Here is a 14,549-nt window from a genome sequence, read left to right as displayed (position 1 = left end):
TAGATATGTTCGAATATCTAAACGCCAAATATCGCCATATCGTCCGTCGTCATAACATCGCCTATGATGAAAAAGCATCGTCCGCTATGGCTGGGGTGCCGGTGACGTCCGTGGTGATCCCATCGGTGGGCGTGGACTATATCGAAGAAGCGATGCTGAGCGCCACCTTTGCGCAGCGCTATGCCCCGGAGGTGCGGGAAATCGTGATTGTGACCGACCAGCCCGAGCAAAAATTCCCGCCGCTGCCCGAAAAAGTCAGGGTCGTTACCTTGGCGACGGCAACCCGGGACGGGGAATATCGCTATAAACAAATCTATCTCAGCCGTCTTTTCAAGCTACAGGCGCCACTGCAGGCCCGCACCGAGGGCGTATTGATGATCGATTCCGATCTGAACCTGCTGCAGATGCCCGTTATCCGGCTGGCGGACGATCACCTGTACTCCAGTTTCCGGCGGGGCAAAATGATGGCCAAGCTCAGCGGCGCCGCGCCCGATCGCATCCCGGCGTATTATCGCGACGCCGTACGGCCGGCGCTGGATTATCACGTTAACGGCGCTTTTCTGGCGGCCACGGCCGGAACCTGGCGGCGGATGTGCCCCCTCTGGACGGCGTTCTTTATCGATACCTGGACGCGATTGGGGGACGACCAGCCGCCGACCGACCAGTTGCCCCTGGCCGCCATGCTCGATACGCTGGATATCCGCACCGTCAATCTGGGCGAATGGATGAATTGGCCGGTGTCGAAAAAAATCGGCGGCACGCCGTCGCCCATCCCCAGGCAGGTGGTGGGAGCGCATGGGGGGTTCCCGCTGGCGGAGTGGCGCAAATATTTGGAATCTCCGGATAGCGAGCTGTTGTTCAAATCGCAGGATTATACCAGAAAAGTACGCTATCTTACTGATAATGAAAAACAATTATTGTAATCTAACGCGTCTTTAAACAGTATTGCCTTAACCTCCGGCCAATTCACCGCATGGATACTAAGGTCACCGGGGAAATGGTATCATAATGAACATAAAGGGGCAGGCACAGTGCCGGCTCCACGCAAGATCAACAAGGGTAACCCATGATAGTCGTCACTGGTGGGGCCGGATTTATCGGCAGTAATATTGTTAAGTCGCTGAACAAAATCGGACACAGCGATATCCTGGTGGTGGACAACCTCAAGGATGGCACAAAATTCATTAATCTGGTGGATGCGGATATCACCGATTATATCGATAAGGAAGATTTTATCGCCAGTATCATGGCCGGCGATGATTTCGGCGATATCGAAGCCGTATTCCATGAGGGCGCCTGTTCCTCAACCACCGAATGGGACGGCAAGTATATGATGGACAACAACTATCAATACTCCAAGGAGCTGCTGCATTATTGCCTGGAGCGCTCGATTCCCTTTCTGTACGCTTCTTCCGCCGCCACCTACGGCGGCAGGACGGAGCATTTTATCGAGCAACGGCAGTACGAGCAGCCGCTGAACGTGTACGGCTACTCAAAATTCCTGTTCGACCAGTATGTCCGCGCCTTATTGCCGGAAGCTGAATCCCAGATCTGCGGCTTTCGCTACTTTAACGTCTATGGTCCCCATGAGGGTCATAAAGGCAGCATGGCCAGCGTCGCGTTCCATTTGAATAACCAGATCAACGCCGGCGAAAATCCAAAATTATTTTCCGGCAGTGAAGGCTTTAAACGTGATTTCATTTACGTAGGCGACGTTGCCGAGGTGAATCTCTGGTTTTGGCAAAACGGCGCTTCCGGCATTTTCAACTGCGGCACCGGACGGGCGGAGTCCTTCCAGGCGGTTGCGGACGCGGTGCTGGATTTCCATAAAAAAGGCCAGATTGAATACATCGATTTCCCCGAGAAGCTCAGGGGCCGTTACCAGGCTTACACCCAGGCCGATCTGACCCAGCTGCGGGCCGCGGGCTATAATCGGCCGTTTAAAACCGTGGCCGAAGGCGTTGATGAATATTTAGCATGGTTAAATCGCAACCATTGATTCCCACGCAAGGATTGAGCAAGGAATGATATAGCGGTATGAAAATACTGGTTATCGGGCCGTCATGGGTTGGCGATATGATGATGTCGCAAAGCCTGTACCGTACTCTGCAACGCCTTCATCCCGGCGCGGAAATAGACGTGATGGCGCCCGAATGGTGTCGTCCGCTGTTAAGCCTTATGCCGGAGGTGCGGCATGCGTTGTCGATGCCGCTTGGCCATGGCGCCCTGGCGTTGGCACAGCGGCGGCGGCTTGGCCTCAGCCTGAAAAACAAGGGCTATCAGCGGGCCATCGTTCTGCCCAATTCCTTTAAATCCGCCCTGGTGCCTTTTTTTGCCGGCGTCGCCAGACGCACCGGCTGGCGCGGGGAAATGCGCTACGGGCTGTTAAACGACCTGCGCGTGCTGGATAAAACGGCCTTTCCCCTCATGGTGCAGCGCTATGTGGCGCTGGCATATGACAAAGCGGATATCCGCGGCGCCGGGGATTTGCCGCAGCCGCTGCTCTGGCCGCGCCTTGTCGTCGGCCAGGATGAAATAGCGGCTGCCCGCGCCGCCTTTTCCCTGTCCGCCCAACGGCCGGCAATCGGCTTTTGTCACGGCGCGGAATTCGGACCGGCCAAGCGCTGGCCCCATTATCATTACGCCGCGCTTGCCGACATGCTTATCGCCCGCGGTTATCAGGTCCTGCTGTTCGGCTCGGCGAACGATCGCGCCTCGGGCGATGAGATAACCGGCATGCTGGAAACGGCCGCGGGTGAACACTGCCTCAATCTGGCGGGACTGACCACCCTTGAACAGGCGGTGGCGCTGCTCGCAGGCTGTAGGGCGGTGGTCAGCAACGATTCCGGCCTGATGCATATCGCCGCCGCGCTGGACAGGCCCCTGGTGGCGCTTTACGGTCCCAGCAGTCCCGATTTTACCCCGCCGCTTGCCCGACATGCCAAAGTGATCCGTTTAATCAGCGGGTATCAGCGCATCCGTAAAGGGGATGACGCGCAGGGCTATCATCAGAGCCTGATGGATATCCAGCCCGACCGGGTGTGCGATGAGCTGGAAAAACTGCTTGCGGCGGGCGAGGGGAACTGATGCAGGTGTTGATTGTTAAAACCTCTTCCATGGGCGACGTGCTGCATACGCTGCCCGCCCTGACCGACGCCATGCACGCGCTGCCGGGCATTCGTTTTGATTGGGTGGTGGAAGAAGGTTTTGCGCAAATTCCCTCATGGCATCCGGCGGTCGACCGGGTTATACCGGTGGCCATCAGGCGTTGGCGGAAAAAATGGTTTGGCGCGGCAACCCGTCGGGAACGCGGCGAGTTTAAGCGCCAGCTGCGGGAAAAACGCTACGATGTGGTGATCGATGCGCAGGGATTGATAAAAAGCGCCGCGTTGGTGACCCGGGCCGCCAGGGGTGAAAAACATGGCCTGGATGCCCAAAGCGCGCGCGAACCTTTTGCCTGTTGGTTTTACCATCATCGCCATCACGTCGATCGCCGGCAGCACGCGGTTGAGCGCATTCGCCAACTGTTTGCCGCCAGCCTCGGTTATGACGTGCCGGCGGGACGCGGGGATTATGCCATCGCCGGGCATTTTACCGGCCCCGCCACACGACGAGATGACGCCGTGGCGCCTTATCTGGTTTTTTTACATGCCACCACCCGTCCGGAAAAGCATTGGCCCGAAGCGCATTGGCGCAAGCTTATCGAATTATTGTCCCGCAGCGGCTTTGGCATCAGGCTGCCATGGGGGACGGCGCTGGAATATGAACGCGCCCTGCGTCTTTCGGAAAATTTCCCTTCTGTCGAGGTGCTTCCCAGGCTTAATCTGGCGCAAGTGGCCGCCGTGCTGGCGGGCGCGAGGGCGGTGGTCTCGGTTGACACCGGCCTGAGCCATCTTGCCGCCGCGCTCGATCGGCCGAATATCACGTTATACGGCCCCACCGATCCGGGATTGATTGGGGGTTATGGCGATAATCAGCATGCAGTGCAGTCAGAAGATAACCGGCTGGAGAATCTCCCGGCAACGCGTGTCTACGACGAGTTGGCGGCCCTATTATCGCTTGAGGCAAGCGGACGAATTCACTAATGAACTATGTGTTTCTGTTTTTATTACTGCTACCAATCAAACTGGCGCTGAAGCCTTTTCAAAAGCACAAGGGTAGAAACCTAATCATCCAAACCGCCAAGATTGGCGATTTTGTCAATATCACGCCGCTGCTGCGGCAACTGGGCCGATCCGACGCGCTGCTTAGCCGAACGGTGGGGCCGCTGGCCTCCCGTGACGCTACGCTTGCCGACTGTTTTTTTATTGAAGACCACAAGTCTGGTTTTCTAAAAAAAATGCGCCTGGCGCTGAAGTTGCTAAACCGCTATAGCCATGTCTACCTGCTGCAACCCAATAGCACCAATCTGTTTTACGCCGCCGTTTGTAATGCGCGTAATAAACAATTCCTTAATGTCTACACGCGCAAATGGTACCACGGCATTTTTTATCTGACGGCCTCAGGCTGCGTCGAGCACCATCGCGATATGCTGACGCTTGAGAGCTACCTGAAGCTTGCCGATCGGTCGCTGACCTGGCGCAGCCAACCCAAACATGCCACGCTGCCGCTCTGGCAACCGACGCGGCCATTGCCGATACCGGATGCGCCGGGGAAAATAAAAATCGGCATCAGCATCTCCGCCGGCAACAAGGCTAAAACCATTCCCGCCGCCGTCTGGGGACAAATCCTGGCCACCCTGGCTCCCCTGCCTTGCGTGTATTATGTCTTCGGACCCCAGGATGAGCAGCGCTACCTGGATGAGTTTTACCAGGTCAACGGCAACACCGGCAACGTGGTAAGCCTGGTCGGTCAGCTGCGGCTGGAGGAAATTCCCTGGGCCATAGCGCGCATGGATTGCTATATCGCCTCGGATTCGGGCAATGTGTATATTGCCGACGCGCAGGGGGTACCGGTGATCTGCCTGTCCGGCCCTTGCTGTATGGCCGAACAGCGGCCGCTGGGCCATGTGCTTGTCATCTCCCCCGCGGATATTGCGCCATCATCGTTTGTTTTTTCCGCGCCTTACCGCTTCGAACACTCTCCGTTAAGATTATTTGCGCTAACATCGGCTAATCGCAACGATATTTTCGCCTTTGTTGCTAAACTTAATCATAAGGAAGTGATCAATGAATAGCAAAGTCGTGACAAACTTGATTGAGCATCAAGAGGTGCTCATCGATACGTTGCCGACCACCGCCCACTCACGGTGTCATATTGCGTTCGGCATTGATAACCAGTATGCGCGCGGTATGGGCGTAACGTTGTTTTCATTGCTGGAAAATAATCCGGATAGCTTTTTTCATATCCATATTTTCAGCAATGGCCTGGCCGATGACGTTAAAAAGAAGCTGCTGACCCTGGTGGCGGGGCGTTCGCTTGCCATGACATTATACAAGTATCGAGGCGGCTGTTTTGATGACATGCCTTGTATCGGCAGGTACGCCAAAACGATTTACTTCCGGATTTTCATCCCGTTGATACTTCAGGACTGCGCGTCGAGGGTTATCTATCTGGATGCGGATACGCTGTGCATCGGTAGCATCAAGCCCTTGATTGATCTTAATTTTGAAAATTATACCCTGTGCGCGGTCAACGATAACAAACGCGCGCGCAATACGCTTTGCCCGGAATTGAGCCTGGCCTCGGGAAACTATTTCAATTCTGGATTTTTATATATCAATATCCCGTTATGGCTGGAGCGTAAAACTACCGCGCGTTTGCTCAAGCTGCTCAATGACAAGGGCGACTATTTCCGTTTCCCCGATCAGGATGCGCTTAATCTGGTATTGGAAAAAGAAGTCCTGCTATTGCCGAAAAAATACAATTTTATCTACGATATCATAGCCAATAAGGTCAGCCATCGACCCAAAATCCCCGCTGATACCGTGCTGATCCACTACACCGGCAAATGCAAGCCTTGGCATTTATGGGGCTCGGGGCCCTTGTCCGATCTCTATAGTACTTATTATCTGCGTACGCCCTGGCAATCCGAGCCTTTGGATACCCCCGTCAAGCATAAGGAAATGAAGCGCTATGCTTATGTGCTTTGGTTCCAAAAGCGTTATTCAGATAGCCTGGTATGGTTGATAAAATACATAAAAAATAAATATTTCCATGCTGGAACCGCTAAATGATTGCTTTGAATAATGCTTTTCGATTGGCTAATGTTGATAGAATTCTTTCGCTGACCTATTTTTTTCTCGTCAGCATTTCCATCGCTTTTTTTTTGTATTCAGGACCGGTTAGTCGTAATGCGTTTTACATCCTGACGTATATCAGTGCCATTCATTTCCTGATCCTGGTATTCAGGATCGATAAAAAAATCTATTTTTATCTTTTCCCCACCCTGTTTTTCCTGCTCGGCCTGAGCAAGCTCATCTGGCTGTCCTTGACCAGCAACACCGATTTCCCATTGGTAGCCTACCATTATCAGATAAGCGGTAAGCGGATGGTATTAGGCTCTTTTGTGCTTTACTGCATCCAGCGCAACAGGCCGAACTGGCGTTTCAACTTCCGTACCGCCGAAATCGCCGGCTACGTGATGTTTGCGCTGCTGGCGGCCATTGCCATTATCGATACGCTGCTTTATATCAAGAGCGGCGATCGAATAAAAATCAACGCCGATGCCGCCACCACCGGCGCCTATATATTGGTGTTGTTCTCAATGATCGCCATCTATTGCCTGCGCCGTTTCGCCACGCGTCTCTACCGTCCGCTATGTCTGCTGTCCATCGGCCTGACCCTGGTGACATTGCTCGCCACCGAAACCCGCTCGGCATTATTGTTCTATGGCGTATTTGTCGTATTTTGTCTGGGACATGAGCTGTTTTACGGCAAAAAAAACCATAAACGCATTTTTGCCACCGCCATTGTCATTTTAGGGGTCTGCGCCCTGCTCTACGGCAAATCGTATTATCACCCCGCCCTGGACCGGCTGGACGCTATGCAGCAAGAGGCGGAGCAATACATGGACGGTCAAAACAACACCTCGCTGGGCGCGCGGCTCAGCTTATGGAAATCCGCCTGGTACAGCTTTGGCCAGCATCCGTTCGGGCAATCGGTGGATAGCCGCAATGCGCTGGCCACGCGCTATATCCAGCAGCACGAAGCGGGAAACCCGGAAGCCTTGTATAACGTACAATTTCACATGCATAACGATCTGCTGGATACGCTGTCATTACAGGGTATTGTCGGCGCGGTCTTGATGCTGGCGGTGTTTTTGGCCCTGCTGGTCTACCCTTTTGTCCTGTTTACCGGCGCGGGGGCATTCTTGCTGCTGTCGCTGCCCGTGGTTATCTTCAGCCAGGTTGACTGTCAGTTTTATAACCGTGAATCGCCCTATTTTTTCATGCTTGTCCTGGGTTTTTTAATGCTGTTGCGCCAGGTTGAGCCGGCACCCGGCATGCCAAGCCGCCGGTCGGACAGCGCCGAAAAAACCACCAATGCGGTTTAAACATCCATGCTATCGGCCGATACGGCCCGGGGGTATAGCGTCACTTTGGCCGAAAAGTTTATTTTATGAACACTAATATGCCTCCCCCCATCAAGCTGAGCGTCATCATCCCCCTGTATAACGCCGGGGGGATGTTTACGGCTTTTATGGACTCGCTGCTGGCCCAGACGCTGCAAGACATCGAAATTATCATCGTTAACGATGGTTCAACCGACGGTTCGCAAATCCTGGCCCAAGCGTATGCCAGCGCCCATGGGCATATTACCGTTATCAACCAGGCCAACGGCGGCGTCTCGCGCGCGCGCAATGCCGGCCTTGCCGTGGCCCGCGGCGCCTACGTGACCTTCCCCGATGCCGACGATCTGCTGTATCCCACGCTTTACCAGACGCTGATGGACATGGCCGAACAAGATAATCTTGATGTCGCCCAATGTAACGGCGAGCGTTTTTTCCTGGGATCCAGGCGCATAAAAACCCTCATCCCAACGGATCGCCTGGTATCCACCGGCGTGCTGGACGGCCCGACCTGGCTGCATAAAGCCCTGGCGACCAAACGTTACCTGCATGTGGTTTGGCTGGGGATCTATCGTCTGGCATTAATCAGGCGGCTCAACCTGGACTTCGAGCCGGGCCTGCATCACCAGGATATTCCCTGGACCACGGAGCTGATGTTTAATGCCCGCCGGGTGCGCTATACCCAGGAGGTGCTGTACCGCTATTACATTCACGATCAATCCATCAGCAACCGCAAAAGAACCGGCATGAAGAACGTTGAGTACCAGCGCCATTACCTGCGGATTGCGCAACGTCTGGAAGAAATCAATGAGCGTTATCGCGGCAAGATAAAAATGTATCCCGAATTCGCCTACCAGGTCACGCATGAGGCGCTATCCATTTGTCATTCCCTGCGCCGCGAACCTGACCCGGCGGCCAGACAAATCATGATTAATGATATCTTTGCCAGCGGAACCCATAAGCGTATGATCCGCAATGCCCGCGGTATTAAACAGTGGTATCAATTATTACTGTGGCTGCGCAGAATTTATGCGTGGCGCGAGCGCTGAATTTAAGCGTGATTTCATGGTCTGAGTTATCAGAATATCAATAGGTCAGTGCCAACATGTCCATTCGCCATGCCGTTACACCCGCCCCGGTTAAAAGAATTCTGTTAATCAAACTTCGCCATCACGGCGATATGCTGTTGACCACGCCGGTTATCAATACCCTGCGCGCGCATTACCCGGATTGCGAAATCGATGTCCTGCTGTATAAGGAAACCGAAGCCATACTGCGCTATCATCCGGCGATATCGGTTATCCACGCCATCGATCGCACCTGGAAAAAACAGGGGATCCGATATCAGCTCAAACAAGAACTGGCGTTGCTGAAAAACATTCGCGCGCGCCATTTTGATCTGGTGATCAATTTGGCCGACCAGTGGCGTAGCGCCGCCATTACATTGTTAAGCGGGGCGCCGGTACGCATCGGCTTTAATTATCAAAAACGGCAATCGTTTTTCTGGCGCAAGGCGCATACCAGCCTGGTATCCACCGAAAACCATGGCGTCCTGCATACCGTTGAGCAAAACCTCAGCATTCTGGCGCCGTTGAATATCGGCATTACCGACCGGCGCGCCTCGATGCACTACTCGCCCGATGATGAAAGCAGTCGGCAGCGTCTATTGACCGAACGCGCCGTTACCGGCGGATATATCGTCATCCAGCCCACCTCGCGCTGGACCTACAAATGCTGGGACGACGCCAAGATGGCGCAGCTGATTGACGCCCTGCAGCCACAGGGATTAACGGTAATCCTCACCGCCGGGCCGGATAAAAAAGAGTGCGATATGATCACGCATATTCAATCCCTTTGCCATAATCCCCAGGTTATCTCCCTGGCAGGGGAGCTGACCCTGACCCAACTGGCGGCGCTTATCGACCATGCCAGGCTGTTTATCGGCGTCGACTCGGCGCCGATGCACATGGCCGCGGCGCTCGATACGCCCTGTGTCGCCTTGTTCGGCCCGACCAAGCTGCAACATTGGCGGCCCTGGAGTGATAACAGCACCGTGATCTGGGCCGGCGATTTCGCCGAGATTCCGCGGCCTGACGCCATTGATACCCGCACCCGGCAACGTTATCTCGACGCCATTCCCGTCGACAGGGTATTGGACGCCGCGCGGCGTTATTTATCAACCGCACCTTAAGCAGGCATGATGAAAAAAACCAGGCTGGCGATTGTCCGGCAAAAGTACCGGCCCGACGGCGGCGCGGAGCGTTTTATCACCCGGGCGCTCGACGCTCTGGATAACTCCGGGCTGGAGCTGAATATCCTTACCCGGCAATGGTCGGGCGAACCCCGGCCCGACTGGCATGTGCATATCTGCAATCCGGCCAAATGGGGCCGGGTATCCCGCGAGCGTGGGTTTGCCCACGCCGCCAGGCGCTGCTGGCAACAGGAACATTTTGATCTGGTGCAAAGCCACGAGCGGATCGCCGGCTGCGACGTGTTCCGCGCCGGCGACGGCGTGCATCGGGTCTGGCTGGAGCAGCGGGCGCGGATTATCCCGGCTTATCAGCAATGGCTGACCTCATTCAGCGGCTATCATCGTTATGTGCTGGCGGCGGAAGAAGCCCTGTTCCACGCGCCTGAGTTAAAAAAGATCATTTGCAATTCCCTGATGGTAAAAAACGACATTATCCGTTGTTATCAGGTGCCGGAAGAAAAATTTGCCTTGATTTATAACGCTATCGATTCCACGCGTTTTTATCCCGCCGCGCCGGAACAGCGCCGGCGGGCCAGGGAGCACATGGCCATACCCGAACAGGCCCGCGCCCTGATCTACGTCGGTTCCGGATTTGAGCGCAAAGGCCTGAGAGCGGCCATCGCCGCCATCGCCGCCAGCGATTGTTATTTGATCGTGGTCGGCCAGGATAAACACCAGGATAAGTACCGTGCCTTTGCCCAGGGTTTGGGCTGCCTGCGGCGCATCCGTTTTGTCGGGGTGCAAAAGGACGTGTTAGCCTTTTATCATGGCGCTGACGGTTTGATTTTACCTACCTTGTACGATCCGTTCCCCAATGTGATACTGGAAGCCATGGCCTGCGGACTGCCGGTTATCACCAGCGAGCGCTGCGGCGGGGCTGAGTTTATCGAGAACGGTAAGGAAGGTTTTGTCTGCGACGCGCTGGATATCGGCATGCTGGCGGAGTTTGTCGATGCCATATCACCGCGTCCGTTGCAGCCCGCCATGGGCATGGCGGCACGCGAGCGGGTGAAAGACTGTACTCCCTTGCGTCTTTCCCAGCAGTTGACCGGGCTATACACCCAATTGTTATCCGTATAAAAACACCTGATATACTGTGGGAAAACAACTTATCTGTTAGCATGGACGCGCTTAAAAGCGTTTTCAAGAATTTCGTTAAACATTAACTCTTCACACCAGCCGCGGTGCCTTACTATAGCTAACTATAATGATCTATAACATACTCATCTATCTCATCCAGCCGCTGATATGGATCCGGTTATTATGGCGCAGCCGCAAGGCGCCGGCATACCGTCGCCGGTGGGCGGAACGCTACGGATACTGCCAGGGCAAGGTGAAACCCGGCGGCATTATGCTGCACTCGGTATCAGTCGGTGAAACCCTGGCGGCCATTCCTTTGGTCCGCGCCCTGCGCCACCGTTATCCTTTTTTGCCCATTACCGTCACCACCATGACGCCGACCGGATCGGAGCGCGTCCAATCCGCCTTCGGCAAAGATGTGCATCACGTTTATTTGCCCTACGATCTGCCGGGAGCCATGAATCGCTTCCTTAACCATGTGAATCCCAAGCTGGTTATCGTGATGGAAACCGAACTTTGGCCCAACCTGATCAAGGCCCTGTACAAACGAAAAATCCCCCTGGTGGTGGCCAACGCGCGTTTATCCGCCCGTTCCGCCGCCGGTTACAAGAAATTCAGCACGTTTATCGCCCGGATCATGGGGCGGATAACGCTCATCGCCGCGCAAAACCAAGAGGACGGCGAACGTTTTCTGGAGCTTGGGCTTAAACGCAGCCAGCTGGCCGTTACCGGCAGCCTGAAATTCGATATCTCCGTGACCCCGGAACTGGCGGCGCGGGCGCTGACGCTGCGGCGCCAGTGGGCATCACGCCGCCCGGTATGGATTGCCACCAGCACCCACGAAGGCGAGGAGACCATCCTGCTACAGGCCCATCGTCAGCTGCTGGCCGTCTTTCCCGATTTGCTGCTGATCCTGGTTCCACGCCATCCGGAACGCTTCCCGGTGGCGCGGGACATGACCGACAAGGCCGGTTTCACCTCAATATTACGCAGCTCCGGCGATATCCCGGCGCATGATACGCAGGTGGTGATCGGCGATACCATGGGCGAGCTGATGCTGCTTTACGGCATTGCCGATCTGGCTTTTGTCGGCGGCAGCCTGGTCGAGCGCGGCGGCCATAATCCGCTGGAGGCGGCGGCCCATGCCATCCCGGTGCTGATGGGACCCTATACCATCAATTTCAAGGACATTTGCAGCAAGCTTGCCGAAGCCGGGGGATTGATTACCGTCACCGACATGCCTTCGCTTGTCAAGGAAGTCACTACCCTGCTGACCGACGAAGATTATCGCCTGTATTACGGCCGCCACGCGGTGGAGGTACTGCACCAAAACCAAGGCGCGCTGCAGCGGCTGCTACACTTGCTGGAGCCTTACCTGCCACAGCGGAGTCAATAAATGCCGTCGGGAACGCGTCTGTCGGTGGTGCTTATCACCCATAACGAAGCCGAGCTGCTGCCGGACTGCCTGGCGTCGGTGCAATGGGCGGACGAGATAGTCGTCTTGGATTCATCCAGCACCGATCTCACGCGCCAAATCGCGTTACAGGCCGGCGCCAGGGTGTTTGAGAGCGAGGGGTGGCCGGGTTTCGGCAAACAGCGCCAGCGGGCGCAGGAGTACGCCACCGGCGATTTTATCCTGATGCTGGACGCCGATGAGCGGGTGACGCCCGAGCTCAGGCGCGCGATTGAACAGATAGCCCGCCTGCCCCCCCTGCCGGATACCGTCTACAGCTGCGCGCGCTCCAATCTGTTTCTCGGCCGCTTTATGCGCCACAGCGGCTGGTATCCGGATCGGGTGGTGCGCCTGTATGCGCGCGAACTGTTTCGCTACAATGATAATCCGGTGCATGAATCCCTGGAGATCCGGCGGGCGCGGGTGGTCAATCTTAACGGCTGCCTGCAACACCTGACCTGCCGCGATCTGGTGGCCTTCCAACGCAAGCAGTTGCAATATGCCGAAGCCTGGGCGCTTGAACGCCACCGGCAAAATAAAGACTGCGGCTACCTCGCCATCATCGGCCATACGCTCGGCGCGTTTATCAAGACCTGGCTGCTGCGCGCCGGTTTTCTTGACGGCAAGCAGGGGTTATTGCTGGCAATGGTCAACGCGCAGTATACATTTAATAAATATGCCGCCCTGTGGGCGCTTCGCCGCGCTAATAAGAGAGACGCCTGATGACCACCAAAGCCATTTATCCGGGCACCTTTGATCCCCTTACCAACGGCCATCTCGATTTGGTCACCCGCGCCGCGAAAATGTTTGACCAGGTCATCCTGGCCATTGCCCACAGCCCAAGCAAAAAGCCCTTGTTTACCCTGGATGAACGCGTCGCGCTGGCAAGGCAGGTCACCGGCCATCTGCACAACGTGGAGGTAACGGGTTTTAGCGATCTGATGGCCAACTTTGCCCATCAGCGGCAGGCCAATATCCTGGTGCGGGGACTGCGCGCGGTGTCGGACTTCGAGTATGAAATGCAGCTGGCCAGGATGAACCAGCACCTGATGCCGGAACTGGAAAGCGTGTTTCTGATGCCGGCCCAGGAGTGGTCTTATATCTCATCGACGCTGGTGAAAGAGGTGGCGCTGCACGGCGGCGATGTCGATCATTTCCTGCCGGATCCGATTGCGCGGGAAGTCAAAGCGCGCCTGCACCCCTGATTCAATGCTGGCAGCGGGGACAAAAGAACGTGCTGCGCTGACCATGCTTCGCCGTCTGAATCGGCGTTCCACATACCCGGCAGTTTTCGCCGCCGCGGCCATAGACCTGCAGCTCCTGCACAAAATAACCGGGTTTGCCGTCCGATTGCATAAAATCGCGCAGCGTGGTGCCTCCTTTCGCGATAGAACGCAGCAATACCGCCTTAATGGTTTCGGCCAGCAGGTTGGCCTCGGCCACGGTCAGCGTACCGGCGGGCCGCCCAGGCAGGATCCCCGCCACAAACAGGGACTCGCTGGCATAGATATTACCCACGCCCACCACCAGTTTGTTATCCATCAGCCAGGGTTTGACCAGGGTACGTTTATTGCGCGACTTGTCGAACAGCCAGCGGCCGTTAAATTCATCGCCTAGCGGCTCCGGCCCCAGATGCGCCAGCACGCGGCTGGTGGCCAGATCGGCGCTCCACAGCCAGGCGCCGAAACGCCTGGGGTCGGTATAGCGGATGGTGCAGCCATTGCTCATCAGCAGATCCACATGATCGTGCTTTTCCGGCGGCGCCGGCCGCGGCAAGACCCGCAGGCTGCCCGACATGCCCAAATGGATGATGATCCAGCCGTCGCCTAGCTCCAGCAGCAGGTATTTGGCCCGCCGCTGCACGCTGATGACCAAACGATCGCGCAGGGCGATGATTTCGTCGGATACCGGCCAGCGCAGGCGCGCGTTGCGTACCTCCGCCCGGACGATATGCTGGCCGGCGACCCAAGGCTCTATGCCGCGCCGGCTGGTTTCCACTTCGGGGAGTTCTGGCATATGTCACCCGTTGTTTTTCATACGTCATAAAAAAACCCAGCCGAGGCCGGGTTTTTTGCAAGCCGCTAAAATTATTTGATTTTAGCTTCTTTGTACAGTACGTGCTGGCGTACAACCGGATCGAATTTTTTCAATTCCAACTTTTCCGGTTTGGTACGTTTATTCTTCGTAGTGGTATAGTAGTGACCAGTACCAGCAGAAGAAACCAGCTTGATCTTCTCGCGAACACCTTTAGCCAT

15 protein-coding genes are annotated in these 14,549 nt (G+C 55.8%); 13 read left to right on the top strand and 2 right to left on the bottom strand.

The genetic code is table 11. The features are described 5' to 3' along the window. Positions 1-5: 5 nt before the first annotated feature. The 13 genes from VGC33_RS17790 to coaD all read left to right on the top strand — a co-directional run bounded on the left by VGC33_RS17790 (position 6) and on the right by coaD (position 13,499). Positions 6-923 (top strand): hypothetical protein, encoded by a 918-nt coding sequence (locus VGC33_RS17790; protein ID WP_331122108.1) that lies wholly within the window; start codon positions 6-8, stop codon positions 921-923. Between the two features lie 143 nt (positions 924-1,066). Continuing rightward, positions 1,067-1,999: an ADP-glyceromanno-heptose 6-epimerase gene (gene rfaD, locus VGC33_RS17785; protein ID WP_331122107.1), complete on the top strand. Its 933-nt coding sequence runs from the start codon at positions 1,067-1,069 to the stop codon at positions 1,997-1,999. Between the two features lie 38 nt (positions 2,000-2,037). Next, positions 2,038-3,087, top strand: a complete 1,050-nt coding sequence (rfaF, locus tag VGC33_RS17780) for an ADP-heptose--LPS heptosyltransferase RfaF (RefSeq protein ID WP_331122106.1) — start codon at positions 2,038-2,040, stop codon at positions 3,085-3,087. Further along, on the top strand, positions 3,087-4,085 hold the full coding sequence (rfaC, locus tag VGC33_RS17775; RefSeq protein ID WP_331122105.1) for a lipopolysaccharide heptosyltransferase RfaC: 999 nt from the start codon (positions 3,087-3,089) through the stop codon (positions 4,083-4,085). Before rfaF ends, rfaC begins: the two co-directional genes overlap by 1 nt. Then, a complete protein-coding gene (locus VGC33_RS17770; RefSeq protein WP_331122104.1) occupies positions 4,085-5,176 on the top strand; it encodes a glycosyltransferase family 9 protein in 1,092 nt (363 codons plus the stop codon). Before rfaC ends, VGC33_RS17770 begins: the two co-directional genes overlap by 1 nt. Beyond that, positions 5,169-6,176 (top strand): glycosyltransferase family 8 protein, encoded by a 1,008-nt coding sequence (locus VGC33_RS17765; RefSeq protein ID WP_331122103.1) that lies wholly within the window; start codon positions 5,169-5,171, stop codon positions 6,174-6,176. The genes VGC33_RS17770 and VGC33_RS17765 overlap by 8 nt, the downstream gene beginning before the upstream one ends. Further along, complete coding sequence (locus VGC33_RS17760; protein ID WP_331122102.1) at positions 6,173-7,495, top strand: O-antigen ligase family protein; 1,323 nt, start codon at positions 6,173-6,175, stop codon at positions 7,493-7,495. Before VGC33_RS17765 ends, VGC33_RS17760 begins: the two co-directional genes overlap by 4 nt. A gap of 65 nt (positions 7,496-7,560) precedes the next feature. Continuing rightward, positions 7,561-8,559: a glycosyltransferase gene (locus tag VGC33_RS17755; protein ID WP_331122101.1), complete on the top strand. Its 999-nt coding sequence runs from the start codon at positions 7,561-7,563 to the stop codon at positions 8,557-8,559. Positions 8,560-8,615: 56 nt separating this feature from the next. After that, positions 8,616-9,701, top strand: a complete 1,086-nt coding sequence (gene rfaQ / locus VGC33_RS17750; protein WP_331122100.1) for a putative lipopolysaccharide heptosyltransferase III — start codon at positions 8,616-8,618, stop codon at positions 9,699-9,701. Positions 9,702-9,710: 9 nt separating this feature from the next. Continuing rightward, positions 9,711-10,841 carry a glycosyltransferase family 4 protein gene (locus VGC33_RS17745; protein ID WP_331122099.1) on the top strand — a complete coding sequence of 377 codons (1,131 nt, stop codon included), beginning with the start codon at positions 9,711-9,713 and terminating at the stop codon, positions 10,839-10,841. A gap of 127 nt (positions 10,842-10,968) precedes the next feature. After that, positions 10,969-12,237 (top strand): lipid IV(A) 3-deoxy-D-manno-octulosonic acid transferase, encoded by a 1,269-nt coding sequence (waaA, locus tag VGC33_RS17740; protein WP_331122098.1) that lies wholly within the window; start codon positions 10,969-10,971, stop codon positions 12,235-12,237. After that, positions 12,238-13,017: a glycosyltransferase family 2 protein gene (locus VGC33_RS17735; protein WP_331122097.1), complete on the top strand. Its 780-nt coding sequence runs from the start codon at positions 12,238-12,240 to the stop codon at positions 13,015-13,017. Further along, on the top strand, positions 13,017-13,499 hold the full coding sequence (gene coaD / locus VGC33_RS17730; protein ID WP_331122096.1) for a pantetheine-phosphate adenylyltransferase: 483 nt from the start codon (positions 13,017-13,019) through the stop codon (positions 13,497-13,499). The genes VGC33_RS17735 and coaD overlap by 1 nt, the downstream gene beginning before the upstream one ends. Position 13,500: 1 nt before the next feature. Here the strand turns inward: coaD and mutM are convergent, their stop codons facing one another. Continuing rightward, positions 13,501-14,310 carry a bifunctional DNA-formamidopyrimidine glycosylase/DNA-(apurinic or apyrimidinic site) lyase gene (gene mutM / locus VGC33_RS17725; protein ID WP_331122095.1) on the bottom strand — a complete coding sequence of 270 codons (810 nt, stop codon included), beginning with the start codon at positions 14,308-14,310 and terminating at the stop codon, positions 13,501-13,503. A gap of 71 nt (positions 14,311-14,381) precedes the next feature. Continuing rightward, the gene (gene rpmG / locus VGC33_RS17720; RefSeq protein WP_012882902.1) at positions 14,382-14,549 is read right to left on the bottom strand and encodes a 50S ribosomal protein L33; all 168 of its coding nucleotides are present in this window, start codon (positions 14,547-14,549) and stop codon (positions 14,382-14,384) included.

This window comes from Acerihabitans sp. (genome assembly GCF_036398755.1).
Lineage (GTDB): Bacteria > Pseudomonadota > Gammaproteobacteria > Enterobacterales > Enterobacteriaceae > Acerihabitans.
Note: the sequence above shows the minus strand (reverse complement) of the source record. Positions and strands in the feature narration are given on the sequence as shown.